Source organism: Chelatococcus sp. HY11, assembly GCF_018398335.1.
Classification (GTDB): Bacteria; Pseudomonadota; Alphaproteobacteria; order Rhizobiales; family Beijerinckiaceae; genus Chelatococcus.
Genome location: NZ_JAHBRX010000001.1, coordinates 673,072 through 698,867 on the forward strand (window position 1 = coordinate 673,072; position 25,796 = coordinate 698,867).

At 65.0% G+C, this 25,796-nt stretch carries 23 protein-coding genes; 17 read left to right on the forward strand and 6 right to left on the reverse strand.

Annotation, left to right across the window (positions count from 1 at the left end; genetic code table 11):
• Nucleotides 1-21: 21 nt before the first annotated feature.
• From KIO74_RS03340 to KIO74_RS03390, 11 genes are all read left to right on the forward strand, one after another.
• The gene (locus tag KIO74_RS03340; RefSeq protein WP_213330498.1) at nt 22-1,659 is read left to right on the forward strand and encodes an SPOR domain-containing protein; all 1,638 of its coding nucleotides are present in this window, start codon (nt 22-24) and stop codon (nt 1,657-1,659) included.
• Nucleotides 1,660-1,926: 267 nt separating this feature from the next.
• On the forward strand, nt 1,927-2,958 hold the full coding sequence (nagZ, locus tag KIO74_RS03345; protein ID WP_213330500.1) for a beta-N-acetylhexosaminidase: 1,032 nt from the start codon (nt 1,927-1,929) through the stop codon (nt 2,956-2,958).
• 36 nt (nt 2,959-2,994) lie between these two features.
• Nucleotides 2,995-3,906 carry a segregation and condensation protein A gene (locus KIO74_RS03350; RefSeq protein ID WP_213330502.1) on the forward strand — a complete coding sequence of 304 codons (912 nt, stop codon included), beginning with the start codon at nt 2,995-2,997 and terminating at the stop codon, nt 3,904-3,906.
• Complete coding sequence (gene scpB / locus KIO74_RS03355; protein ID WP_213330504.1) at nt 3,903-4,616, forward strand: SMC-Scp complex subunit ScpB; 714 nt, start codon at nt 3,903-3,905, stop codon at nt 4,614-4,616. The genes KIO74_RS03350 and scpB overlap by 4 nt, the downstream gene beginning before the upstream one ends.
• A gap of 175 nt (nt 4,617-4,791) precedes the next feature.
• Entirely contained in the window at nt 4,792-5,040 is a 249-nt protein-coding gene (locus tag KIO74_RS03360) for a twin-arginine translocase TatA/TatE family subunit (RefSeq protein ID WP_213330506.1), read from the forward strand.
• 78 nt (nt 5,041-5,118) lie between these two features.
• Nucleotides 5,119-6,216 (forward strand): Sec-independent protein translocase protein TatB, encoded by a 1,098-nt coding sequence (tatB, locus tag KIO74_RS03365; protein WP_213330508.1) that lies wholly within the window; start codon nt 5,119-5,121, stop codon nt 6,214-6,216.
• Nucleotides 6,213-7,037 (forward strand): twin-arginine translocase subunit TatC, encoded by an 825-nt coding sequence (tatC, locus tag KIO74_RS03370; protein WP_213330516.1) that lies wholly within the window; start codon nt 6,213-6,215, stop codon nt 7,035-7,037. The genes tatB and tatC overlap by 4 nt, the downstream gene beginning before the upstream one ends.
• Nucleotides 7,038-7,093: 56 nt before the next feature.
• Nucleotides 7,094-8,422 carry a serine--tRNA ligase gene (gene serS, locus KIO74_RS03375; protein WP_213330518.1) on the forward strand — a complete coding sequence of 443 codons (1,329 nt, stop codon included), beginning with the start codon at nt 7,094-7,096 and terminating at the stop codon, nt 8,420-8,422.
• Nucleotides 8,423-8,625: 203 nt separating this feature from the next.
• Nucleotides 8,626-9,387 (forward strand): 5'/3'-nucleotidase SurE, encoded by a 762-nt coding sequence (surE, locus tag KIO74_RS03380; RefSeq protein WP_213330520.1) that lies wholly within the window; start codon nt 8,626-8,628, stop codon nt 9,385-9,387.
• Nucleotides 9,388-9,391: 4 nt separating this feature from the next.
• A complete protein-coding gene (locus tag KIO74_RS03385) occupies nt 9,392-10,123 on the forward strand; it encodes a protein-L-isoaspartate O-methyltransferase family protein (RefSeq protein ID WP_213330522.1) in 732 nt (243 codons plus the stop codon).
• A gap of 134 nt (nt 10,124-10,257) precedes the next feature.
• Nucleotides 10,258-11,595, forward strand: coding sequence for a peptidoglycan DD-metalloendopeptidase family protein (locus tag KIO74_RS03390; RefSeq protein WP_249730841.1), 1,338 nt, complete (start codon nt 10,258-10,260; stop codon nt 11,593-11,595).
• A 335-nt stretch (nt 11,596-11,930) separates the two neighbouring features.
• On the opposite strand, the gene KIO74_RS03395 is transcribed toward KIO74_RS03390, so the two are convergent.
• Entirely contained in the window at nt 11,931-12,848 is a 918-nt protein-coding gene (locus tag KIO74_RS03395) for an ATP-binding protein (RefSeq protein WP_213330524.1), read from the reverse strand.
• A gap of 183 nt (nt 12,849-13,031) precedes the next feature.
• Between KIO74_RS03395 and yajC the strand changes: the two genes are divergently transcribed.
• The 5 genes from yajC to KIO74_RS03420 are packed head-to-tail and all read left to right on the forward strand — an operon-like array spanning nt 13,032 to nt 17,257.
• Complete coding sequence (yajC, locus tag KIO74_RS03400; protein WP_291958708.1) at nt 13,032-13,361, forward strand: preprotein translocase subunit YajC; 330 nt, start codon at nt 13,032-13,034, stop codon at nt 13,359-13,361.
• A gap of 17 nt (nt 13,362-13,378) precedes the next feature.
• Nucleotides 13,379-14,992: a protein translocase subunit SecD gene (secD, locus tag KIO74_RS03405; RefSeq protein ID WP_213330525.1), complete on the forward strand. Its 1,614-nt coding sequence runs from the start codon at nt 13,379-13,381 to the stop codon at nt 14,990-14,992.
• A gap of 17 nt (nt 14,993-15,009) precedes the next feature.
• Nucleotides 15,010-15,972: a protein translocase subunit SecF gene (secF, locus tag KIO74_RS03410; RefSeq protein ID WP_213330527.1), complete on the forward strand. Its 963-nt coding sequence runs from the start codon at nt 15,010-15,012 to the stop codon at nt 15,970-15,972.
• An 11-nt stretch (nt 15,973-15,983) separates the two neighbouring features.
• Nucleotides 15,984-16,370, forward strand: coding sequence for an Mth938-like domain-containing protein (locus KIO74_RS03415; RefSeq protein WP_213330529.1), 387 nt, complete (start codon nt 15,984-15,986; stop codon nt 16,368-16,370).
• A 5-nt stretch (nt 16,371-16,375) separates the two neighbouring features.
• Nucleotides 16,376-17,257, forward strand: coding sequence for a phytoene/squalene synthase family protein (locus KIO74_RS03420; RefSeq protein WP_502762098.1), 882 nt, complete (start codon nt 16,376-16,378; stop codon nt 17,255-17,257).
• Between the two features lie 18 nt (nt 17,258-17,275).
• Here KIO74_RS03420 and trmFO read toward each other — a convergent pair whose 3' ends face one another.
• The 4 genes from trmFO to uvrA form a co-directional block, all read right to left on the reverse strand.
• The gene (gene trmFO, locus KIO74_RS03425) at nt 17,276-18,709 is read right to left on the reverse strand and encodes a methylenetetrahydrofolate--tRNA-(uracil(54)-C(5))-methyltransferase (FADH(2)-oxidizing) TrmFO (RefSeq protein WP_213330533.1); all 1,434 of its coding nucleotides are present in this window, start codon (nt 18,707-18,709) and stop codon (nt 17,276-17,278) included.
• A 137-nt stretch (nt 18,710-18,846) separates the two neighbouring features.
• On the reverse strand, nt 18,847-19,113 hold the full coding sequence (locus tag KIO74_RS03430; RefSeq protein WP_213330535.1) for a hypothetical protein: 267 nt from the start codon (nt 19,111-19,113) through the stop codon (nt 18,847-18,849).
• Nucleotides 19,114-19,280: 167 nt separating this feature from the next.
• A complete protein-coding gene (locus tag KIO74_RS03435; protein WP_213320940.1) occupies nt 19,281-19,442 on the reverse strand; it encodes a DUF1127 domain-containing protein in 162 nt (53 codons plus the stop codon).
• A 207-nt stretch (nt 19,443-19,649) separates the two neighbouring features.
• On the reverse strand, nt 19,650-22,523 hold the full coding sequence (uvrA, locus tag KIO74_RS03440; RefSeq protein ID WP_213334028.1) for an excinuclease ABC subunit UvrA: 2,874 nt from the start codon (nt 22,521-22,523) through the stop codon (nt 19,650-19,652).
• An 891-nt stretch (nt 22,524-23,414) separates the two neighbouring features.
• Here uvrA and ssb point away from each other — a divergent pair.
• A complete protein-coding gene (gene ssb, locus KIO74_RS03445; protein WP_213330537.1) occupies nt 23,415-23,930 on the forward strand; it encodes a single-stranded DNA-binding protein in 516 nt (171 codons plus the stop codon).
• 156 nt (nt 23,931-24,086) lie between these two features.
• Here ssb and KIO74_RS03450 read toward each other — a convergent pair whose 3' ends face one another.
• Nucleotides 24,087-25,223, reverse strand: a complete 1,137-nt coding sequence (locus tag KIO74_RS03450; RefSeq protein ID WP_213330539.1) for an esterase-like activity of phytase family protein — start codon at nt 25,221-25,223, stop codon at nt 24,087-24,089.
• Nucleotides 25,224-25,796 lie beyond the last annotated feature (573 nt).

The following is a 25,796-nucleotide window of genomic DNA, read 5'->3' on the forward strand; positions in this document are numbered from 1 at the left end:
CCGCGAGTTCGGACTGCGCCCATGATTGAGAGAAACAAGGCTCGCTTTGCTGAGGATCCCACGTTTGACGACCGTCCTGTGCGGCCGTCCGGGAACAATCAGCAACCCTTCGCCGGCGATGATCCGCTGGCCGAGCTGGCACGAATCGTCGGTCAGGACGATCCCTTCCGTGGATTGCTGGCTGAGGACAGGAATTTTCGCTCGCAGGGCGAGAACGGCACCGGTTCGCGGTTTTCACCGAAGCCGCTGAATGATGACTTCGCGTCCGGTTATAGCCATCCTGACGACCGGGCGCCGCTTCGTGGAAGCTTGCCAGGCTTCGGAGCGGATGACCGGATGGCGCCGCCGCGCGCCGATCACTACGACCCGGTCGAGCCGCCTCCATGGCTCACCCAGGCTCGCGGTGACCAGCAGGCCAAGTCTTTTCAGGCGGAACAGGATGACGAGCCGCGGCCCGGGCACTACGATCAATCCTATGCGCCTGAGATCGGCGCGGAGCCGCGCTTCGATCCGACGACGGGCACCTATGCCTATCCCGGCTACCAGGATAGCGGTGCTGACGATTTTCAGGACGGTGATGAGCGTCGGACCGAAAGTCGCGGCGACGACTATGACCAGTCCGCCTATGCCGACGAGACAATACCCGAGCGCCGTTCGCGCAAGGGTTTAATTGCCGTCGTGCTGATCCTTGGCATGGCGGCGGTTGGCGTCGCCTCGGCGCTTGTGTTCAGGGGCGGATCGAGCGTCTCCAGTGATGGCCCACCGGTGATTGCCGCTGACGACCAGCCGGTCAAGGTGCAGCCCGAGAATCCGGGTGGCGTGGTCGTACCGGACCAGAACAAGGCGATCTACGAGCGGGCGGGTGATCCCGTCGCCAAGGAGACGAAGGTCGTCAGCCGCCAGGAGCAGCCGCTCGATGTGAACCAGGCGCTGCGCCAGGAGCAGCCCTCGGCGACGGGCGCGACCGGTTCCACGGACATCCCCCCGAATGCGCTCTCCCCGTCGGGAGCGAGCGATATGGGCATGGGCGGCCCGACGGCTCCCCATCCCGCCACCGCCGTCCTGGGCGAACCGCGGCGCGTGAAGACGGTGTCCGTGCGTCCCGACGGGACGATCATGACGGACCCGCCGCAGGCGCCTCAGCAGCCGGCTCCCCGTGTGGCCGCGGCCGACCCGACGCCCGTCAACGCGACGCCGGCGACGCCACAGCAGCGTTCCAGCGAGCCGCCCGCTCAGGCAGAGGCCCAACCGGCCGTCGTGCCGCCGTCTCCGCCTCGTCCGCCGACACGGGCTCCGCTACGGATCACTCCGCCGGCGCAGCAGCAACGCGCGGCGACGCCCGCGCAGCCGGAGCAGGTCGCCGCGGTGAACACCCAGGCTCCGAGCCCGGGTGGCGCGGCGCCCGTCGCGACGAGCGGCGGCAGCTTCGCCGTGCAGCTGGGTGCCCCCGGCAGCGAGAAGGAGGCACGGGATCTCTTTGCCTCCCTGCAACGCCGTTACGGTGATCTCGGTGGCTACCGGCCGCAGATCCGCCGGGCCGAGGTCAATGATCGGACGATCTATCGTCTACGTGTCGGGCCGTTCTCCCGCGAGGACGCGACATCGCTGTGCACGCGTCTTCAGGCCTCCGGCGGGCAGTGCTTCGTCGCCCGTAATTGAGGTTTTCGGCCGCAGCGGTGAAGGATATCGCTGGTTGTGCTACCGTTGTTTGACCGTCCCCCGGGCGCGATGCCCGGGGGATTGTCATTTCAGAGGGCAGGGTGGTCGCCTATTTTTTTAACGGGGCTTTTTTAAACGGCGCCAGGACAGCGAAAGACGGATTGGCTCCAGAAGGACTCGCTGCTTCAGAAAGACCTGCTCCCGGGTTGTGCCTGCCGCCGGCAGGTCGCTACATTCACATTCAAGCCCCAATGGATTCGGTGTGCCATGACGCGCGCGATGATCGCCGGTTGTTCCGGCCTAAGCTTGACCGCAGAGGAAGCGCGCTTCTTTCGCGATGCGGATCCGTGGGGCTTCATCCTTTTCAGGCGCAACGTGGATACGCCGGATCAGGTGAGGGCCCTGACGGCGGCCCTGCGCGAGGCCGTCGGTCGCGCGGATGCGCCCATCCTCATCGATCAGGAGGGCGGGCGTGTGCAGCGGTTGAGGCCTCCCCACTGGCCCGATTATCCGCCCGGCCGGGCTTTTGGTGAGCTCTACGAGCGCGACGAGGCCTTTGGGCGTGAGATCGCGCGGCTCGGTGCCCGCCTGATCGCCCACGACTTGCTGTCGGTCGGCGTAACCGTGGATTGCATGCCTGTCCTCGACATTCCAATCCCGGGGGCTAGCTCGGTCATCGGTGATCGCGCCTATGGATCGCAGCCGCGCCTCGTCGCGGATCTCGGCCGGGCGGTCGCCGACGGCCTCATGGCGGGCGGCGTGCTGCCGGTGATCAAGCATGTGCCCGGCCATGGGCGAGCGGGCGTCGACAGCCATCACGAACTGCCAGTCGTTGACGTCGCCCTGGCGGAACTGGAGATGTGCGATTTCGTGCCCTTCCGCCTCCTGTCGGACCTGCCGCTCGCGATGACGGCGCATGTGGTCTACAAGGCCATCGACGAGCGTCATCCCGCGACGACCTCAGCGGTCATCATCAGCCGCGTTATTCGCCAGGCCATCGGTTTCGGCGGCCTTTTGATGAGCGATGACCTGTCCATGAATGCGCTCTCCGGCACCGCCGAGGAGCGCGCGCGGGCTTCGCTCAATGGGGGTTGCGACGTCGTTCTCCATTGCAACGGCGATCTTGACGAGATGCGTCGTGTCGCGGCGGAGGTGCCGTTGCTCGCCGGGGAGGCTGAGGCCCGTGCGGCCGCGGCGCTGAGGGCGACGGCCGCGGGGCCGGAGCCTTTCGATCCTGTGGAAGGCATGGCTTGCCTCAACCTAGCGCTTGCGACGGCCGCGCGAGGCGCTGAAGGTTAACGCTGGTACGAATCATCGCATCCGGAGCGAAATGCCGTGACTCGCGAACTTGTGTTCGAGGATGTCGCGCAACCTGAGCGCGACGATGACGATCCCGCCCTGATCGTCGATGTGGACGGATTTGAAGGTCCTCTTGACCTGCTGCTCGAACTCGCGCGGCGACAAAAGGTGGATCTCGCGCGGATTTCCATTCTGGCGCTCGCGGAGCAGTATCTCGGCTTCGTCGAGGAGGCGCGCCGTGTCCGCCTCGAGCTTGCCGCCGATTATCTCGTCATGGCGGCCTGGCTTGCCTATCTCAAATCCCGCCTCCTCCTGCCGGAGGTCCCGAAGGGGGAGGGCGATGAGCCGAGCGCGGCGGATCTGGCGACAGCACTCGCCTTGCGCCTGCGACGGCTGGAGGCCATGCGGGAGGCCGCGAAGAAGCTGGCGGAGCGGCCTCAGCTGGGGCGTGAGTTCTTTGCCCGTGGCCAGCCCGAGGCCATAGGCGACATCGCGCGTCCGCAATGGGAGGCGACACTCTACGATCTCCTGAGTGCCTATGCCCACCAGCGGATGAAGAACGTCAATGCGCGGGTGACGCTGCGCAAGCGCTTCGTCTGGTCCCTGGTCGACGCGCGCGAGACGCTGGAACGGCTCGTTGGCGTCGCCACGAATTGGACACAACTGGACGATTTTCTCGTCGACTACGCTGTCGATCCCGCCATGCGCACGACCGTGAGGGCTTCCGCCTTCTCGGCGACGCTTGAGATGGTGCGTGAAGGCCTGCTCGACCTGCAGCAGGATGGCGCCTTCACGCCGCTGTGGGTACGCAGGCGCGAAAAGCCCAGGCTCAAGACGGCTGATGGTGCTGACGGCATCGGACATGGTGTGCGGGGCGTCTCCCAATCGGATGAACCTGGGCACGAGGGGCGCGCTGCGCAGAGTGAGGTCCAAGAGGACGCGGCATGACGGCCAATATCAGGGCCATCGCGACTGACGACGAGGAGGCTTTCGTTTTCGCGCAGGCTGTGCGCGCGGCCGAGGCCGTGTTGTTCGCGTCGCGCGAGCCGGTCAGCGAGCGGGATCTCGCGAGCCGCCTGCCGCCGACCACCGACGTGCCGACGGTGCTCGACCGATTGCAGGCCCATTACGTCGGGCGCGGCGTCAATCTTGTTCGCGTCGCCGGCCTGTGGGCTTTTCGTACGGCGCCTGACCTCGCGGCCTCGTTGGCGCGTGAGGTCGATGAACCGCGCAAATTGTCGCGGGCGGCCCTCGAGACGCTGGCCATCATCGCCTATCATCAGCCTGTCACACGCGCTGAGATAGAGGACATCCGCGGGGTGGCGACGTCTCGCGGGACGCTCGACACGCTCCTCGAGAGTTCATGGATCCGGCTGCGCGGGCGTCGCCGGACACCGGGGCGTCCGGTTACCTACGGGACGACGGCAGCCTTCCTGACGCATTTCGGGCTTGATGCCATCGATGACCTGCCGGGGCTCGACGAATTGAAAGGCGCTGGTTTCATCGAGGGGCGCGTGCCATCGGCTTTCAGCGTGCCCCTGCCGAGCGACAGCCCCGCGCTGACCGGTGACGAGGATCCTCTGGAGGATGGTCCCCTCGAGGATAACCTGTTCGACCGGCTGAGCGAGGAGCGCGGGTCTGACGACGACAACACCTGATAAGCCTGAGCGTCGCTATTGTCCGGCATAGCGCGAGCTTCGCGGCAGTCACGCAATGGCGATGACGAAGTGCTTGTTTTCGCCGTGACGGACGCCTAGTTTCGAAGAAAGTTCAGCCCGCAGACCGTGCGGGCGATTGTGGTGCGCCGAAGGTGGTGCTCTCGGAGATTGAGTTATGGGTGGAGCTAGCATTTGGCACTGGATCGTCGTCGGCGTGATCGTGCTGCTCTTGTTCGGGCGGGGCAAGATTTCGGACATGATGGGCGACGTGGCCAAGGGCATCAAGGCCTTCAAGAAGGGCATGAGCGAGGACGAGGAGAAGGCGGCGCAGTCCACCGCCTCGGAGCCGCCGCGCCCGCTCAGCCATCAGTCCCCTCCCGGCGCGACCGTCGAGACGCCCGCCGGCGAGCGCAAGGCCGGCTAAGCACGATAATGCGCGCGGCGGCCCGGCCGCATTCATGACTAGGGTGCGATCGGATCGCCGGACGCCGTTGAGCCTGACATGTTCGATATAGGTTGGAGCGAATTACTCCTCATCGGTGCGGTGGCGCTCGTCGTCATCGGTCCGAAGGATTTGCCGCGTGCGCTGAAGACGGTTGGGCAATTCACCACCAAGCTCAAGCGTATGGCGGCCGAGTTTCAGTCCCAGTTCAACGAGGCGATGCGCGAGGCCGAGCTCGACGACATCAAGCGCAGCGTTGACAGCGTGAAGGACGCAACCAAGTCGTTCAACCCGCTCCAGAAGGTGCGGGATGAACTGCAGACGGTTCGGGACGATATCCGCAGCAGCGTCGAGAACAAGCCGGCCGATACGATGGCCTCGCCATCGCCGGTCGAACCCTCGCCTGTCACCGTCACCGAGGTGGCGGAGACTGGTGATACAGTCAGCGGCGCGACCTCCAACACGATACAGGTGTCGGCATCGGACAGCGTCGCCACGCCGCATCCGGACCATCCGCTGCCACCGCTCGATCTTGGCTTGGCCAATGTGCCCGCAACGCCCGAGCCTGCGGCGGTTCTGACCGCGGCGCGCGCGCCCGCGAAGCCAGTCGACCCAAGCAAGCCAGAAGCTCCCAAGGTCGCGCCAGCCGCGGCCGCACCGGTCACTGCCACCGAGCCGACAAAGCTCGCGGCGGCAGGTCCGGTCGGCCAGGTGGAGGAGGCGGGGGCAGCCAAGCCTGCCGCGAAGTCGAGACGGAAGACGCCTGCGACTGGTGTCGCTGATGATAGCGCAACTCCGGTGCCCCGGGCCCGGGCGGCCAAGCCGCGAGCCGCCGCGAAGCCTGCTGTTGCCGGCGGATCCGATGCCGCGGCAGGCCGCAGCGCCGAACCGACTACGGCTGGCAAGGCAAGGGCTCCCTCGACGTCGACCGCCTCAAAGCCTAAATCCGCGGCCAAGACCGCCTCCAAATCCGGGGCCGCCTCCAAATCCGGGATAGTGGCCAGATCAGGATCCGCCGCGAAGTCCAAGCGGGCTTCAGGATCCGAGAATGCCCCGCGAACGGAAATCGCTGCGCTTCCGGGCGTGGGCGAGGGTGCGCCGGCCGGCGGTTCCTCTGTGACCAAGCCTGACGTGCCGGGCGAAGGAAGCCTGACATGAGCGAGGTTCAGACCAGCGTGCCGCCCGTCGAGGAAGAACTCGACGAGGTCGAGGCCTCGCGGGCGCCTTTGATCGATCATCTCATCGAGTTGCGCTCGCGCCTGATCAAGGCGTTGATCAGCTTTATCGTGATGTTCTTCCTCTGCTTCCTCCTGGCGAAGCAGATCTACAACATCCTGGTCTGGCCCTATGTGTTCGCGGCCGGCCCTGGCGCCGACGTGCGCCTGATCTATACGGCGCCGCTCGAATATCTCTTCACCCAGATCAAGATCGCCGTGTTCGGCGCAGCCTTCCTGTCGTTCCCCGTGGTAGCGACGCAGATCTATAAGTTCGTCGCGCCGGGTCTCTATAAGAACGAGCGGCAGGCCTTCCTGCCCTATCTGGTGGCGACCCCTGTGTTTTTCGGCCTGGGCGCGGCCGTCGTCTATTTCATCGCCATGCCGATGGTGATGAATTTCTCCCTCGGCCAGCAGCAGGCGGGCGGCGCGGGCCACGCGGCGATCGAGCTTCTGCCTAAGGTCAGCGAATATCTCTCGCTGATCATGACCCTGATCTTCGCTTTCGGCATCTGCTTCCAGTTGCCGGTGATTCTCACGCTTCTGGCGCGGGCCGGGCTGATCGACAGCCAGTTCCTCAAGGACAAGCGGCGCTATGCCATCGTTGGCGTGTTCATCATCGCGGCCGTGCTGACGCCGCCTGACGTGATCAGCCAGGTAACCCTTGCCCTGCCTACGCTCCTCCTTTACGAGCTTTCTATCGTCTCGGTCCGCATGGTCGAGAAGAAGCGGGCGGAAGCCGAGGCCGCACGCGAAGCGGAGTGAGCCTTGCAGCAAGCACGCCGTTGATGATTGCCCGGCGGCTGAGATAGCACAGGCCCATGCACGACATTCGCCTCATTCGCGACAACCCTGAGCCCTTCGTGACAGGGTTGATTCGCCGTGGCTCCTCCAAGGAGGAGGCGCAAGCCCTTCTCGACAGGCTTCTCGGTCTCGACGACCGCAGGCGCGCGGCGATCGCCGCCGCCCAGTCGGTGCAGGAGCGGCGCAACGCGCTGTCGCGTGAGGTCGGCGAGGCGAAGAAGGCGAAGGATGAGGCACGCGCGCAGGCGCTGATGGCCGAGGTCGCGGCGTTGAAGGACAAGGCGCCCGAGCTCGAGGCCGAGGAGCGTGACGCGCTGGCGGAGCTCGACCGCGAGCTCGCGGCCATTCCCAACACGCCGCTCGATGAGGTGCCGACCGGCGCCGACGAGCACGACAACGTCGAACACCATCAATATGGCGCCAAGCGCAACTATGCCTTCACGCCGAAGCAGCATTTCGAGGTCGGCGAGGGGCTTGGCCTCATGGACTTCGAGACGGCGGCGAAGCTATCCGGCGCGCGTTTCGTCGTGCTCAAGGGCGGGCTCGCGCGGCTGGAGCGGGCGCTCGGCCAGTTCATGCTGGACGTCCACACCGGTGAGCACGGCTACACCGAGGTCAACCCGCCGTTGCTGGTGCGTGACGACGCCATGTTCGGCACGGCGCAGCTGCCTAAATTCGAGGACGACCAGTTCAGCGTGACGGCCGGCCGTCCCCAGGCGGATGGCTCCGCCGGCAGTCACTGGCTGATCCCGACCGCGGAAGTGCCGCTGACAAATCTGGTCCGCGAATCAATCCTTTCCGAGGAAGAGCTGCCAAAGCGATTCACCGCGCTCACCCCGTGTTTCCGCGCCGAGGCGGGCTCGGCGGGCCGGGACACGCGCGGCATGATCCGCCAGCACCAGTTCACCAAGGTCGAGCTCGTGTCCATCACCACGCCGGAGACATCCGGCGATGAGCATGAGCGCATGCTGGCCGCGGCCGAGGAAATCCTGAAGCGCCTGGAGCTGCACTACCGGGTCGTGACCCTGTGCACCGGCGACATGGGTTTTGCCTCGCAGAAGACCTACGACATCGAGGTCTGGCTCCCCGGGCAGAACGCCTATCGCGAGATTTCGAGCTGTTCGGTCTGCGGTGACTTCCAGGCGCGACGCATGCAGGCACGTTTCCGCGCGGCCGGCGCCAAGCAGACGCGGCTCGTCCATACGCTCAACGGGTCCGGCACGGCGGTCGGCCGCGCGCTGGTCGCCGTGCTGGAGACCTGGCAGAACCAGGATGGATCGGTCACCATCCCGCCGGCCTTGCGCCCTTACATGATGGGGCAGACCAACCTCGAACGTCCGGCCTGATAACTGCTCCTCAAGACGCGATCCGCCTGGTCGCGGGCGCGGGGGAGGCGGTCGTTGGCCGGGCGCATGATCCCGTCCGGAAAGTCGGGTAACTTTTCGGGCTTATGCTCTGGTCGTGGCCTCATGCGGCGACGACCAGAGATGTCCGGTTGGGCGGAGTTCCGCCCCTCCATGCAATTCGCGAGACAGGAACTGGATACGCCATGCGCATCATCGTGACCAATGACGACGGTATTCACGCGCCGGGACTGAAGGTCCTGCAGAAGATCGCGCATGAGCTGTCGGACGATGTGTGGACGGTGGCGCCGGAGACCGACCAGAGCGGCGTCTCGCACTCCCTGTCGCTCCACGACCCGCTTCGGCTTCGGCAGGTGGGCGATCGTGAGTTCGCGGTCAAGGGCACGCCCTCTGACTGCGTGATCATGGGGATGCGCAAGGTCCTCGCCGACAAGGCGCCGGACCTCGTGCTGTCCGGCGTCAATCGCGGCCAGAACGTCGCCGAGGACGTGATCTATTCCGGCACCATCGCCGGCGCGATGGAAGGGGCTATCCTCGGCTTGCCGGCGATCGCCATGTCGCAGGCTTTTCCGGCGGGGCAGCGCGACAAGACCCCGTGGGATTGCGCGGCCGCGCATGCCGCGTCGCTCGTCCGCAAGCTTCTCGAAGACGGGCTCGACGAGGGCACGCTCGTGAACATCAATTTCCCGGCCTGTCAGCCGGCTGAGGTCAAGGGCGTTGCCGTGACCATGCAGGGGCGCCGTGGCCTCGACGTGCTGCGGTTGGATGAGCGGGTGGACGGTCGCAACAATCCCTATTTCTGGCTGACGCCGACGCGCGGTACGCCGCAGCTCGCCAATGGCACCGATCTGAAGGCGCTCGCCGAGCATAAGATCTCGGTGACGCCGCTGCAGCTCAACATGACCCATGAGCCCACCATGACGCGATTTGCGCGGCTGTTTGGCTGATACGATGCCGCAACCGGCTGCTCCCTTCACGATCGCGGGCCCGCGCGTTGATACTGAACGCGGGGGCCCCGCCTCGGGTGCGGAGGAGACGGTTGCCTTCCTGCTGAGCCTCAGGGCGCGCGGCATTCGCGATACGACCCTGCTGCGCGCCATGGAGATGGTGCCGCGCGACCTGTTCGCCCCGCGGCGCTTCAGCGATCTCGCCCGGGCCGACGTCTCGCTGCCCTTGCCTTGTGGCCAGACCATGACAGCACCCGCCACGATCGCCACGATGCTTCTTTCACTCGGCGTCGAGCGCCAACACCGCGTGCTGGAGGTGGGAACCGGCTCGGGCTACGTGGCGGCCGTGCTGGGGCATCTCGGCCGGGTCGTGGTGTCCACCGAGCGTTTCCGGACATTGGCGCTGGCTGCAACGGAACGCATCGCCACGCTCGATCTCGACAATGTTGCCATCATGGCGGCTGACGGCCTGGCAATCGGCGAGGCGGGGGACAGCGAGGACGAGGATCTCGGGCCGTTTGACCGTATCCTCTTGAACGGCACCCTTGACGAGCCGCCTCCTCCATCACTCACGGCGAGGCTCGCCCCAGGCGGCCGCTTGGTAGGCGCGCGAACGACCGACGGCCGGCAACAGCTGCTTCGCATGACGCGGGCCGCCGACGGAGCGCTGACGGAAGAGCTGGGGGCCGCCATTCGTCTGCCGCCTTTGGCGCATGGCGTCGCCAAGGCGCTTTGAAGCAGGGGCGTTCTTGAAGATTGTGACGAATCGATAGCGGAAATTATCCATAACACCCCCCAAAGCAACGCTTGCTTAACCTGAATCCGTTTTTAATCAGCCTGCGGATTTGTTGCGTTGAAGTGGGTGTGTCGATGCGTGATCGTCTAGCGTCGTTGCGGCCGCGGCTGTTGTCGCGGGTGGCTATTGTGGGGCTTCTCGCGAGTGTCGCGTCCGGCTGCGGCTCGGACAGCATGCGCTTCGTCCAAAACCCCTTTTCAGACCCCTTCAAGTCGCAGGGGCATGACGAGGTCGCGACCGGCAGTCTCGGGGGCTCGGCGCCCGTCAGTGGCTACGACAGCGGGCAGGGTGGGTATGCTCCACCCGCGCAGGTCGCGAGTGCCCCGCTAGCGGCGCCCATATCCGCACCCCGCTCGACCGCGCCGGCTGAGGCTGTCGTCGGCAGCGCAACCGGCTGGACGGCGCAGGGCGGCACCCCCTTCGTGGTTGGCTCCGGTGACACGCTCGCCGCCATCTCCGGCCGTTACAACGTTCCGGTCTCTGCCCTCGTCGCCGCCAATGGCCTCAAGGGCTCGAGCGTGGCGCCGGGCCAGCAGATCACTATCCCGGTCTACAACCCCTCGGCTGCTCCGACGGTCGCCCGGCAGGTCGCGGCCGCGCCTGTCCAGCAAGTGAGCCAGTCGCTGACGGCCCAGCGCAATCAGGTCCAGTCCACGGTGTCCAACGGCCGCGCGGCGGTCGGCAATCTCGCCGCGCAGCCGCAACGCCAGGTCGCCGCGCTCGATCAGTCCGCGCGCACGCAGATTTCGAAGGTGCAGCCGCCGGCCGCTCCGCGCCTCACCACCGCCACGGTGACGAAGCCCGCGACACAGGCCGTCGACGCCGCGAAGACGCAGGTGCTCACGCCGCCGCCGGCGAAGACCACGGCAAAGCCCAGCGCGCCTGAAACGAAGCCGGCGCAGCAGGCGACCCCGGTCGCGGCGGCGAAGCCTGCTGCCGCCCAGCCGCAACCCGAGAAGCCGGCGGCTCCGCAGCAGGTGGCGGTGGCCCATCCCACCGAGCCGGAGACGACGGCGAGCATTCCGAAGGCAAGCGCTTCCGCCAACGAGTTCCGCTGGCCGGCGCGCGGTCGCGTCATTCAGGGCTTCGGCGGCCGTGGCGGGAACGAGGGCATCAACATCGCCGTGCCGGAAGGAACGCCCGTCAAGGCGGCCGAGGGCGGAACCGTCGCCTATTCCGGAAATGAGCTGAAGGGCTATGGCAACCTCGTCCTGATCCGGCATGAGGACGGCTGGGTCAGTGCCTATGCCAACAATGGCGAGCTTCTCGTGAAGCGTGGCGAGAAGGTGAAGCGCGGCCAGACGATCGCCAAGTCGGGACAGACCGGCAACGTCTCATCGCCGCAGCTGCATTTCGAGCTGCGCAAGGGCTCGACCCCGGTCGATCCCATGAATCATCTGGCCGGTCTCTGACCACCCGCAACAACTCCGCTTCCGAAACAGGAAACCCGGCACACGCGACGTGCCGGGTTTTTTACTGGTGACGCGGAGGGGCGGAGCCTGTCATCGGATGGCGCGAGGACGGGGGCATGCTGGGGAAGCAGGCCACGTTATCCTGGGACCGAGCGTAACGAGGTGCCCGGGATCCAGAAACACCAGCGTCTTGGCCATTAGGCGCTGGAGCACGGGCCGCGAGCATAGCGCATCGGTTCCGGATCCCGGGCTCGGTTTAAGGCCGCCCCGGGATGACACCGTAGTTCCTGGGCTCAATTCCGGCGAAAGCCGAAGCCCCGAATGTCGTTTCAATTCTAGCTCGGTATCACCGTGCCGATCCGGCCAGCGAGATCCTGGACGAATTGCCAGGCCGTGCGCCCGGAGCGCGCTCCACGCGTCGTCGCCCATTCCAACGCCTCGGCGCGCAGCTTGGCCTGATCATAGGAAAGGTCGAGGTGGCTGGCATAGCCGTAGACCATGTCCAGATATTCGTCCTGGCTGCATTTATGGAAGCCGAGCCAGAGGCCGAATCGATCCGACAGCGAGACCTTCTCCTCGATCGCCTCGCCGGGATTGATGGCTGTCGAGCGTTCGTTGTCCATCATGTCGCGGGGCAGGAGGTGCCTGCGGTTCGAGGTGGCATAGAACACGACATTGTCGGGGCGCCCCTCGATACCGCCTTCAAGCACCGCCTTGAGCGACTTGTAGGAGGTATCGTCCGTGTCGAAGGACAGATCATCGCAGAAGATGATGAAGCGATGATGGGAGTCTCGGATCAGCCCCATGAGACCCGGCAGGCTCTCGATGTCCTCGCGGTGGATCTCGATGAGCTTCAGGCGGCGGGCGTCGGAGGAGGGCCCGATATCGGCGAGGCGCTTGTTGGTCTCCGCGTGGACCGCCTTGACCAGCGACGATTTGCCCATGCCGCGCGCGCCCCAGAGCAGGGCGTTGTTGGCCGGCAGGCCGCGAGCGAAGCGTTCGGTATTTTCGGCGAGGGTGTCGCGCACCCGGTCGATGCCGCGGAGCAGGGACATCTCCACGCGGTTGACGCGTGGAACAGGCTGCAGCCGCGCCGGCGGGTGCCAGACAAAGGCATCGGCGGCGGAAAGGTCGGTCGGAGGCGGTGGCGGGGGCGAAAGACGCTCCAGGGCCTGGGCAATCCGCTCCAGCGTGAGATTGAGCACGCTTTCGTGAAGGCTCGGATCCTCATGCTGCTGGTTTTTCGGCGCCATTATCAGCTTCTCCGTTTCGCTCCGCAAATCTTGACCGTTGGATATTGCCTTTCTCGGGTACGGTCCATGCTCTAAGCACACGGCTGGATTGCTTTCCATCGATCGATGGGTATAGTCCGCGCCTCATACAAACGCACTCGTCTACCCGCCCTAGGGTCGGGCCTTGTTTCGGAGGGACTTCTCGTGATCACGCCAGCCTTCGCCCAGTCCACGGCTTCTGCCGGTGGCGGGGGCGACATGCTCATCCAGTTCGTCCCGTTCATCCTCATCTTCGTCATCATGTGGTTCCTGATTCTGCGTCCCCAGCAGAAGCGGCAGAAGGCCCATCAGGAGATGATCAAGAACGTTCGCCGCGGCGACACGATCGTGACCTCGGGCGGCTTCATCGCCAAGGTGACGAAGGTGGTCGACGACGGGGAGGTCGAGGCCGAGATCGCGGAAGGGGTCAAAGTACGCGTCGTGCGTGGTATGATTTCGGATGTGCGTTCCAAGGCCGAGCCGGTTAAGAGCTAAGGCGGAGGCCGCCGCCCATGCTGCGCTATTCAAAAGCCAAGATCATCTCGATCCTTCTGTTGACGCTGCTCGGCTTTGCCTATGCGGCGCCCAACCTGTTTTCCGAGACGACGCGCGAGCGTATCGCGGCATCGGTGCCTGGCTGGATCCCCGCCTGGATCGTGCCGCATCGCGCCATGGTGCTCGGTCTTGACCTGCAGGGCGGCTCGCACGTCGTGCTGGAGGTCGATGAGAACGACCTGATCCGCACGCAGGTCAACAGCCTGCGCGACGACGTCCGGCGCATCCTGCGCGAGACGCGCATCGCGCCCCAAGGCGGCATCGTGGCCTTGCCGCGCGGCATGCAGATGCGTGTGCCGAGCGAGGCGGACCGCCAGCGCCTGCTGGCGCGGCTCAACGAGCTGGCCCGTCCGGCGGGCAACGCCATCCTCGGCACGCCCGGAAACAGCACCATCAATGTCTCCGAGGGCGCGGACGGCCTCATTCAGGTCACCCTGACCGATGTGGGCGTCACCGATCGCGTCCGCCGCGCCGTTGACCAGACCATCGAGGTGCTGCGGCGCCGTGTCGATGCGCTCGGCACGACCGAGCCGAATATCCAGCGCGAGGGCGCCGGCCGCGTGCTGGTGCAGGTGCCCGGCCTGCAGGATCCCCAGCGCCTCAAGGACATTCTCGGCCGGACCGCCAAGCTGCAATTCCGCTTCATCGCGGAAGGCGGGGCTAGTCCGGGTGATGTCGACATGATCCCCTCGCGCGACAATGCTGGTCAGCCGGTTCCTGTCGAGCGGCGTGTCATCGTCGAGGGTGAGGATCTGACCGACGCCCAGCCGGCGTTCGATTCGCAGACGTCGCAGCCGATCGTCAACTTCCGCTTCAACCTGCGCGGGGCGCAGCGGTTCGGCCAGGCGACCTCGGAAGGCGTCGGGCGGCTGCTCGCCATCGTGCTCGACAACGAAGTGATCTCGGCGCCACGTATCCAGACACCGATCACCGGCGGTCAGGGCCAGATCTCAGGCAGCTTCAGCGTGCAGCAGGCCAATGACCTGGCCGTGCTCCTGCGCGCCGGCGCCCTGCCGGCGAAGCTCACGATCGTCGAGGAGCGTACGGTTGGGCCTGGTCTTGGTCAGGACTCCATCGAGGCCGGCACCATGGCGATCTACGTCGCGACGATCTTCGTGGCGTTGTTCATGCTGGCGACCTATGGCCTGTTCGGGATCTTCGCGAATATAGCCCTTCTGGTTCACGTGGTCTTCATCCTGGCCCTGATGTCGCTGCTTGGAGCAACACTCACATTGCCGGGCATCGCGGGCATCGTCCTGACCATCGGCACGGCGGTTGATTCCAACGTGCTGATCTATGAACGCATCAGGGAAGAGGCCCATGGCGGCCGCTCGATCATCTCGGCGATCGACGCGGGCTTCACCCGGGCCTTCGCGACGATCTTCGACTCGAACTCGACGATGTTGATCGCCGCCTTGATCCTGTTCTTTCTGGGATCAGGCCCCGTGCGCGGCTTTGCCGTCGTCTTTATCCTCGGTATTTTGACCACGGTGATCACCGCGGTGACCATGACGCGCATGATGATCGCGTTGTGGTATCGCGTCGCCCGGCCGAAACAACTGCCGTTCTGAACCGGAGCTTTTCGCGCGTGCGCCTGATCCGCATCGTCCCCGACAACACCAAGTTCCGCTTCGTCCGCTTCCGGCGCGTCACGATCCCGTTTTCGGCGGCGATATCGGTCATCACCGTTATCCTCGCCCTGACGATCGGATTGAACTTCGGCATCGACTTCAAGGGCGGCACGCTCGTCGAGGTCCAGGCCCGTTCGGGCAAGGCGGATGTGGGCGCCATCCGCCAGGCCGCCGAGAGCTTTGGTTTCGGCACGCCCGAGGTGCAGGAGTTCGGCAACTCGGGCGGTGTATCGATCCGCTTTCCGATCCAGGAGGGCGGCGAGGAGGCGCAGGGAACGGTGGTCCAGAAGACGCGTGACGTCTTCGAGAAGGACTACGAGTTCCGCCGGGTCGAGACGGTCGGCCCGCGTGTGTCGGGTGAACTGGTGCAGTCCGGCACGCTCGGCGTCGTGCTCGCGATCGTCGCCGTGCTCGCCTATCTCTGGTTCCGTTTCGAGCTGACCTTCGCCATCGGCGCCATCATCGGCACGATGCACGACATTCTCCTGACTGTCGGGTTCTTCGTCGTCACGCAGATCGAGTTCAATATGACCTCGATAGCCGCGATCCTGACGATCGTTGGCTATTCCCTGAACGAAACGGTCGTGGTGTTCGACCGGACGCGCGAGCTTCTGAGACGCTACAAGACTATGCCGATCGAGGAACTCCTCGATCTGTCCGTGAATTCGACGTTGTCGCGCACGTCCATGACGGCGACCACGACGATCCTGTCGCTGGTCGCGCTGGTGGTGGTGGGCGGCGAGGCCATTCAGGGCTTCGCCCAGGTGATGCTGTTCGGCGTCTTCGTCTGCACCTATTCCGCCATGTATGTCTCTACGCCCGTGCTGATCTATCTCGGCATGCGCAGTGCCCGCGCCCCGGCTCCGGCGGTTCAGGCGTCGGCGTCCGACAGCAAGAAGGCGCCGCGCCCGGCGTCCTGACGGAGGGTGTGATGGCCGAGGGCCGACGTTACGACGGTTTCGTTCCCGGCCGGTTCAAGCTCGATGCCTATGGCAACGGGGGCTTCCGTTTCGCCGAGATGTCCCACCGTGGCTCCATCCTGACCCTGCCATCCGGCATCAAGGCCTGGGACGTGACGGACCCTGACGCACTCACGGTCGGTGATTTCGCGCCTGTCATCGCCGAGGCGGCGGATATCGAACTCCTGTTGATCGGCACCGGCCTCGATATGGTTCCGCTGTCGCCCGCCATCCGGCAAGCACTCAGCGAGGCGGGCCTCAAGATCGATGTCATGCAGACGGGAGCTGCGGCGCGCACCTACAATGTGCTGCTTGCGGAGGACCGGCATGTCGCGGCCGCGCTGATCGCGGTGGGCTAGTCATGATGGCCGACGGAGCTGGCCCGGGCGACGATGCGGCCTTATCAGCGGCATTCTCCCATTGCGAGCAGCTCGTCCGCGAGGCGGACATCGACCGCTTCCTCGCGGGCCTTTTCATCCCTATCGAGAAGCGGCGCTACTGCTTCGCGCTCTATGCCTTCAGCCATGAGATCGCGCGGGTCAGGGAACTGGTCAACTCGCCACTGCCGGGGGAGCTTCGCTACCAGTGGTGGCGGGATGCGCTCGGTGACGAGGAGGCGCGCGGCGACGTCGCCGCCCATCCCGTGGCGGCTGCCCTGCTCGCGACGATCGCGCGTTTCAAGCTGCCGCGGCAGGCCCTTCTCGATCTGATCGACGCCAGGATCTTCGACCTCTACGACGATCCGATGGGGCCGACCAGCGATCTAGAAGGCTATAGCGGTGAGACGACATCGGCGCTGCTGCGGCTCGCCTCCCTCATTCTCGCCGATGGGGAGGACGCCGGCGCGGCTGATGCGGCGGGCCATCTCGGCGTCGCCCAGGCCGTGACCGGTCTCATCCGGGCGTTGCCCTGGCATCTCAGGCGCGGTCAGGTCTATGTGCCGGCGGATATCCTGGCCGAGGCCGGACTGCCGGCCGCGACGCTTCTGGCTGGGGAACGGACGCCGGCACTCGCGAAGGTCATCGCCGCCATGCGCAGCCTGGCGGAACGGCATTATCGCGCAGGCCTCGACGGGCTCGCTCAGGTGCCTTCGCGCGTCCGTCCCGTTTATCTGCCGGCGATGCTCGTGCCGGCCTATCTCCGCGAGTTCGACCGACGCGACTATGACCCCTATCGGTCGATCGTCGATCTGCCCCAATGGCGCAAGCAATGGCTGCTCTGGCGCGCCTCGCGGCGGCTGCGCTGAAAGAAAAGATCTGTCCGATCAGGCCACAGCCAGCGCCGGCTCGGGCAAGGTCGCGCGCCAACTCGCGAAATCGGCCCTCGCCCGGTCCGTCAGCGCCTTCTTCTTGGCGACGGCCTTGGCGGGGCCGCGCAGGCGCTTGCCGTCCGGGCTCTTGACCGCGCCTTCGAGCGGCGGGAACAGGCCGAAATTGACATTCATCGGCTGGAAGGACTGCGGTCCGGCATCGATGGCCGCGATGTGGCCGCCAGTGATGTGGTTGAGAAGGGCACCGAGCGCCGTCGTCGCCGGCGGCAGGGTGATCTCGCGGCCCTCGCGTTCGGCTGCGGCGAGCCGCCCGGCCATCAGTCCGACCGCCGCGCTTTCGACATAGCCCTCGCAGCCGGTGATCTGGCCGGCGAAGCGCAGGCGTGGCAGAGCCTTGAGGCGCAGGCGCGGATCAAGGAGCTTGGGCGAATTGAGGAAGGTATTGCGGTGCAGGCCGCCGAGGCGCGCGAATTCCGCGCGCTCCAGGCCGGGGATCATCCGCAGCACATCGACCTGTGCGCCGTGGCGGAGCTTCGTCTGGAAGCCGACCATGTTGAAGAGCGTGCCAAGGGCGTTGTCCTGCCGGAGCTGCGCGATGGCATAGGGTTTTACGTCGGGGTTGCGCGGATTGGTGAGGCCGACCGGCTTCATGGGCCCGTGACGCAGGGTTTCGCGCCCGCGCGCGGCCATGACCTCGATCGGCAGGCAACCGTTGAAGTAGGGAGTGTCCTTTTCCCATTCGCGGAAGTCGGTGGTTTCGCCCGCGAGCAAGGCATCGACGAAGGCCTCATATTCCTCGCGGGTCATCGGGCAGTTGAGATAGTCGGCGCCCGTGCCACCCGGACCGGCCTTGTCGTAGCGGGATTGCGCCCAGACGATGTCCATATTGATGGAATCGCGATGGATGATCGGTGCGATCGCATCGAAGAAGGCGAGCTCACCCTCGCCGGTGAGGCTCCTTATGGCATCCGCCAGCGATGGAGAGGTGAGGGGGCCAGTGGCAATGATGGCTTCGCCCCACTCATCCGGCGGCAGGCCGGCAACCTCCGTCCGGACGATCTCGACATTGGGGTGGGCGGCCAGCGCGGAGGTCACCGCGGCGGAGAAGCCCTCCCGGTCGACAGCCAATGCGCCTCCGGCCGGCACCTGGTGACGGTCTGCCATCGCCATGATGAGTGAGGACAGCCCGCGCATCTCCTGATGAAGAAGACCGACAGCGTTTGTCTCGGCGTCATCGGAGCGGAAGGAGTTGGAGCACACGAGCTCCGCCAAGCCTTCGCCTTTGTGGGCGGGCGTCGCCGTCGTCGGCCGCATCTCATGAAGGACGACGGACTGGCCGGACTGAGCGATCTGCCAGGCGGCTTCGGAGCCGGCGAGACCACCGCCGATGACATGAAGCGGGCGAGAGGAGGAAGGGGACTGAACCATGCGGCTGTTGTGGGAGCGGCCACGTCGGCCGTCAAGCTCTTACCGCCTGTCCTTATGAGTCGGACAGCAAAAGCGTGCCCGTTCTTAACACTCGGCTTCCTGGCTACACGCGGTGGCATGGCTTTCCGGAAAATGGGCTAGGTCGGCGAATCCGCTTCTGACACGTCGGCCGATTTGAGCTTACGCACCTCCAGACCCACAGCAATCACATTCGAACAGCAAGGCCGAACAACCAGAGAGTGCTCCTCGGTGAACACACAGAGCACGAGGTCGCCCCGGCGCGTGTTCCCGTCAGATGGGCAATGGACTTCTAACTCGACGCCATCCTGGGTTCTGAACTTGAAATTATCGACCGGAAATTCCGAGGAAGAACCATCGGCATTAGGCAGGATAATCGTCGCCATGAATTTCAGCTCCGCAATATCGACTGGCACAATGGTCGACAGCGGTATGGATCGATATCGGCTCCTTTGTGACGTCTGGGGCGCTATCACCGCATTCGTCGTCTCAAAACACGAACGCCCGCCAAACGGGCGGGCGTTACGAGCCAGGATCTATGTGATCCCGACGATCAGGCACCGACCTTCGTGTGCTTGCGCGCAATGAAGGGGATATCCCAACGGGACAGGCCGAGATCGTTGAGTTCGCGGTCCGACAGGCGGGACAGCTCACGGACGGTATCGCGGTAACGCAGGTAGCTGCGGATCTTGGCGAGGATATGCGTGACAATCATTTTAATCTCCTGCTGGCGAGGGGCTTCGCGGATGCTGCCGATCTCGCCTTGTTGCGATGCAGCATATAGGCCTTTGCCTCGATTTCAGGCAGGGGAGATTCTGAATGACAGTCATGCGCTGGAAGCATGTCCATGGTGCCGATAGGGTAAGAATTTAGTTACATATGGGCCGAAATCCCCAAAAAAGGGCAAAATCGAGGCTAGGAGCTATTCCGCAGCCGCTTGGTTGCGTGTGCGAAGTGGTCGCCTTTCGAGGACCTCTGCCAAGAATCTGCCCGTGTGACTGCTCGAAGATTTGGCAATTGTCTCCGGCGTGCCTTGCGCCACAATGGTGCCGCCGCCGTCGCCGCCCTCCGGGCCCATGTCGATGACCCAGTCGGCCGTCTTGATGACCTCCAGGTTGTGCTCGATGACGATGACGGTGTTGCCCTGCTCGACGAGCTCGTGCAGTACCTCGAGCAACTTGGCGACATCGTGGAAATGCAGGCCCGTGGTCGGCTCGTCGAGGATATAGAGCGTGCGGCCCGTCGCGCGCTTGGACAATTCCTTCGACAGCTTGACGCGTTGCGCCTCGCCGCCCGACAGGGTGGTGGCCTGCTGACCGACCTTGATGTAGCCGAGACCGACACGCGACAGCGTTTCCATCTTGTCGCGGATCGCCGGCACGGCATGGAACAGGTCACGCGCCTCGTCCACCGTCATATCGAGCACATCGGCGATGGAGCGCTGGCGGTACTTCACCTCCAGCGTCTCGCGATCGTACCGCTTGCCTTTGCACACGTCGCAGGTGACGTAGACGTCGGGAAGGAAGTGCATCTCGATCTTGATGACACCGTCGCCCTGGCAGGCTTCGCAGCGCCCGCCCTTGACGTTGAAGGAGAAGCGTCCCGGCTGGTAGCCACGCGCCTTGGCCTCCGGCAAACCGGCGAACCATTCGCGGATCGGGGTGAACGCGCCGGTATAGGTGGCCGGGTTCGACCGCGGGGTGCGGCCGATCGGCGACTGGTCGATGTCGATGACCTTGTCGAGATGTTCCAGGCCTCCGATGTCATCGAAAGGCGTGGGGTGCTCCAGCGCATTGTTCAGCCGCCGCGCCACCGCCTTATAAAGCGTGTCGATGACGAGCGTCGACTTGCCGCCGCCAGACACGCCCGTGACGCAGGTGAAGGTGCCGAGCGGGAAAGCCGCAGTCACGTCCTTGAGGTTGTTGCCGCGCGCGCCTGATATGGTGAGCTGGCGTCCCTTCTGTGGCTTGCGGCGCTTCGCCGGCAGGGGCACGCCGAGTTCGCCGGTGAGATAGCGGCCGGTCAGCGAGGCTGGATTGGCCAGGATGTCGTTCGGTGTGCCCTGCGCGACGATCTCGCCGCCATGGATGCCGGCGCCCGGCCCGACATCGACAACATAGTCGGCCGTCAGGATGGCGTCCTCGTCATGCTCGACGACGATGACCGTGTTGCCGAGGTCGCGCAGCCGCTTCAGCGTCTGCAGCAACCGCTCGTTGTCGCGCTGATGCAGGCCGATCGACGGTTCGTCGAGAACGTAGAGCACGCCTGTCAGCCCCGAACCGATCTGACTCGCGAGGCGAATGCGCTGGCTCTCACCGCCGGACAGGGTTCCCGAGGCGCGCGCGAGCGTGAGATAGTCGAGGCCGACGTCCAGCAGGAACACCAGACGGTCGCGAATCTCCTTGAGGATACGGCCGGCGATCTCGTTCTGCTTGGCGTTGAGCTGATTGGGAACGGCGTCGAACCAATCCCGCGCGTCGCGCACGGAGAGCTGCGCCACCTCGCTGATGTGGCGATGGCCGACCTTGACCGCGAGCGCTTCCGGCTTGAGGCGGTGCCCGCCGCAGGCCGCGCAGGGCGTCTCGCTCATGAAGCGGCCGATTTCCTCGCGCGCCCAATCGCTTTCGGTCTCCTTCCAGCGGCGTTCGAGGTTGGAGATCACGCCCTCGAAGGGCTTGTTGACCTCGTAGGCGCGCAGGCCGTCCTCATAGGAGAAGCGCACCGACGTCGCGCCGCTGCCGTAGAGGATGACGTCTTGTGCTTTCTCCGGCAGCTCGCTCCACGGTTTCGTCACCGAGAAGCCGTAGTGGCGCGCCAGCGCGTCGAGCGTCTGCCCGTAATAGGGTGACGTCGAGCGTGCCCAGGGGGCGATCGCGCCGCCGCGCAGGGTTAGCTTATGATCCGGCACCACAAGGTCGGGATCGATCCGCATCTCGTGCCCAAGCCCGTCGCAGACCGGGCAGGCGCCATAGGGATTATTGAAGGAGAAAAGCCGCGGCTCGATCTCCGGGATCGTGAAGCCGGACACCGGGCAGGCAAATTTCGACGAGAGCACATCGCGGCGGGGAGCGCCCTTGGCGTCTGTTTCGTCGGCGAACTCAATCACCGCGATACCTTCGGCGAGCTCAAGCGACGTTTCTAGCGATTCCGCCAGGCGCGCCGCGATGTCGGCGCGGACGACAACGCGATCGACCACCACGTCGATATCGTGCTTCAGCTTCTTGTCGAGATTGGGTGCGTCGGCGATCTCGTAATAAGTGCCGTCGATCTTCACGCGCTGGAAGCCGCGCTTCATGAAATCGGCGAGTTCCTTCCGGTATTCGCCCTTGCGGCCGCGCACGACAGGCGCCAGCAGATAGAGGCGCGTCTTCTCCGGCAGGGCCAGGATGCGGTCGACCATCTGGCTGACAGTCTGACTCTCGATCGGCAGGCCGGTGGCCGGCGAATAGGGCACGCCGGCGCGTGCCCAGAGAAGGCGCATGTAATCGTAGATCTCGGTGACCGTGCCAACCGTGGAGCGTGGATTCTTCGAGGTGGTCTTCTGCTCGATGGAGATGGCAGGCGACAGGCCGTCGATCTCGTCGACGTCCGGCTTCTGCATCATCTCCAGAAACTGCCGGGCATAGGCCGACAGGGATTCGACGTAGCGGCGCTGGCCCTCCGCATAGATCGTGTCGAAGGCCAGCGACGATTTGCCCGACCCGGAAAGGCCCGTGAACACGACCAGCTTGTCACGCGGGACCGCGAGGTCGACGTTCTTGAGATTGTGCTCCCGTGCTCCCCGGATGGTGAGCATGCGCGTCGGCCCATCATGGTTGAGACGCCGGCTTTCCGGCAGGACGACCGCGGCTTTCTTGACCGGTGTCGCGGCGGTCGTTGCCACGGCAATCGATGCCTTCTTGGCCGATGCCTCCTTGGCCGGTGCCTTGTTGGCCGACGATTTGGCGACCGATGATTTGGCCGTCGATGATGTGTCCGCCGGGGAGGCGGTGACCGTGGGGTTCTTCTTCGATTTCTGAGCCATGGCTCTCAACGGACAGGTGTGATCGACAGGAGCGGACGGCGCCTGGAGCGCTGAACGACGAACGACATGAAAAAGGAGCCCGCCCTTCTCACATGGCTTGTCGTCATGCGCGAGGGACGAGATCAACAGCCCGTATCCCGGGGCGGGTACGGGCAACTACATGGGCCTTCCGGTCCATTTATGCCAGTGGCTCGCGTTTTGCACGACAAAGCCCCGCGCCTCGACCCGGACGATCGCGGATCGGGTCGCGTGACAGCGTACGGTTCCGTACCGGCGCTGTTACCGGACAGATGCCTATCGAGGCCGCGGCTCCGATCTCTGAATCATCCACGTGTCTTGCATCCACGTGTTTTTGACACCGGGAGAGTTGCAGACTTTGGATATTCTGTCTAGAACAGAAAGAGAACATTTTATCGTGCCGCGGTTCGGTTTCATTGCGGGTTATCATCACGACTGCCATTGCATGTGGACAAGCCCGTGCCCTCGGGCGACGGCGGCGGGGATGATCGGCTAGTGTCCGGACCAATTGTAGGCTTTGGAATGTGCTGAGCCAGATCCCGGTGCCCGCGAGTGGAGAGCCTGCGCAGTCGTTCTGCGTCCCGTTGGGTCTCGACCGGGTGGCTGCGTTCGTGGTTTGGTTCGGCTTGGCCGTGGAGGTCCGTTATGGCAGGCAGCGTCAATAAGGTCATTCTGGTCGGAAATCTCGGGCGTGACCCCGAGACGCGCCGGCTCGGCTCGGGAGATCCGGTCGTCAACCTGCGCATCGCCACATCGGAGACCTGGCGCGACAAGGCCACCGGTGAGCGCCGTGAGCGCACGGAATGGCATAGCGTGGTGATCTTCAACGAGAACCTCGCGAAGATCGCCGAGCAATATCTGCGCAAGGGCTCGAAGGTTTATCTCGAGGGCCAGCTCCAGACCCGCAAATGGCAGGACAAGGACGGTCAGGAGCGCTACACCACCGAAATCGTGTTGCAGCGCTTCCGTGGCGAGCTCACCATTCTCGACAGCCGGGGCGGCGAGGGCGGCGGCGCCATCGAGGACGACAGCTACGGCGGTTCGCGCGGTGGCGACTTCGGCCGCGCCTCGCCCATGGAACAACGCTCTTCAGACAGGCGCCCGGCCGCGAGCGGCGGTTCGAAATACGCCAGTGACCTCGACGACGATATTCCGTTCTAGTCTGAAACGCGGCGCTGGACCCTTCCGCGCCGGGCATCGGGCATGCACGAGGCCGTCTTCGCCGATCCCTCCCCTGAAGGTTAGGGATCGGGCGTTGTTGGACAGGATGGGGCAGGATGTCCCGTCACACACCGGGAGCGCTACAGTCTCCCCACGCTAATCCCCGGACTTCTCGATGACCTCGAAGGCCAGGAACTTGGTGGTCTGCGCGTCGTTGAAATTGTCATCGGAGACGATGACCAGCGTGCGGTTGCCGTTCTCCAGCCGCGGACCGAAGTCCATGCCCTCGAAATTGTCGAGGGCAACGCCAAGGGTTGTAAGATCCAGCACGAGCGCCTTGTCGAGGGGCGTCCATGTCGCGCCGGAGAGCGCGTCGATGGCGGAGACGTCCGTCGCGTTCCGCCGGTGCGTGCGATAGAGACGGATATCGTTGCCCTTGCCCGCGCTGTAGCCGCGCTCCATGACGAGCAGCGTTTCCGCGTCGAGCGCGAGAATGTCCGATACGCCATTGTCCGCGAAGCCGCCCGCCTTGGCCGGGGCCATGCGGATCGGATCGGTCACATAGACCCATTCGGGGCCGGCCTGCCCTGACGCCACGTCGAAGGTGGCAACACGCACGGGGCTCGTTTCCGTCAGCGAGGCTTTCGGACCGTCCTGCACAAGCGCGTTTTCCAGGGCGACGATCAGGGTTGCCGCGTCCGGCGTCAGCGCCAGTCCTTCGAAGGCAAGATTGTTGCGCGGCCCGCGCTTGGCATCGACCTTGGCGTCGATGCTGACGCGGTAGCGCTCCGGCAGCTTGATCTCACGCAGGAAACGCCCGTCGGCGGTGGCTGCCCGCAGCACAGGGTCGACGCCGGTGGTCGCGTCGCCTTCGCTCGTCCAGTAGAGCGCGCCGCCTGCGGGATGAAGGCGCAGGGCTTCCGGGTCGATGCTCCGTATTGGGAATGGCTTGCCGTCCGTTTCGAGCAGTGTGACGGCCCTGTCGACTGTCACGCCGCGGAAGCCGGAGGCGTCATAGTCGAGCCTCAGGGTGTAGAAGCGGGCGGGGGCCTTCTCCGAGCGGTCGTCGCTGAGGGCGATCCAGGTCTTGCTCGCGCCGTCGAAGGCAAGCCCCGAGAGCCCACCGACCCGCGTTCCATCCACATCAGTGTGGGCGGGAAGGCTTCTCTCGCCGATGAAACGCAACGTCACGGCGCGGGGCAGGTTCTCGGCGGCGAGGGCGGCAGGCGCGAGGCCAATTTGGGTGAGGCCAACGAAGGCGGCAGCCAGCAATGAAAGGCGTGTTCGGAGCATCGGCTTGTTCCAGGAGGACCACTGACGGGCTGGCGTTGGTGCGGATCTGGGGCCCGGAAGGTCGCGACCTTAGGGCAGTCCGGCGACGGTCCGGTGACAGGTGGAGGCAGCCGGACAGGTCTTGGCTCGGGGGCGTTTGCGGCCGCCGGCGGCGGGAAAAATGCGCCGCGAATCGTCAGAATCGGCCGTTGTGCGCTTCGCGCGCGGCCGATGGATGCGGATCGAATTACCCGGTTCAGGTAAGTTATTGATATATATTGATAATTAAATCGTGAACAGGGGGTGTCAGCGCTGGCTTTTCGCCCGCGGATGCGTTAGAGCATGGTACTGGTAAAGTGCATCCCTTTCTTCGATGAGATCGCTCATGAAATCGTTGAATCAGGTGCGTTTCCCCATCATGCGGGCGGGTTGCGTCCGGCGGGCTGGGGCCTGAATGGAATGGCTGTCGTGGCATAGACCGCCCTCCATTGCGGATGAGGTCCGTTCGGACGCTCCAAAGGCCCCTTTCTGATTTTTTTGTTGGAACTCTCTCTTGGCAGATGATGACGAGAAGATCGGCGGCGGCATCGCTCT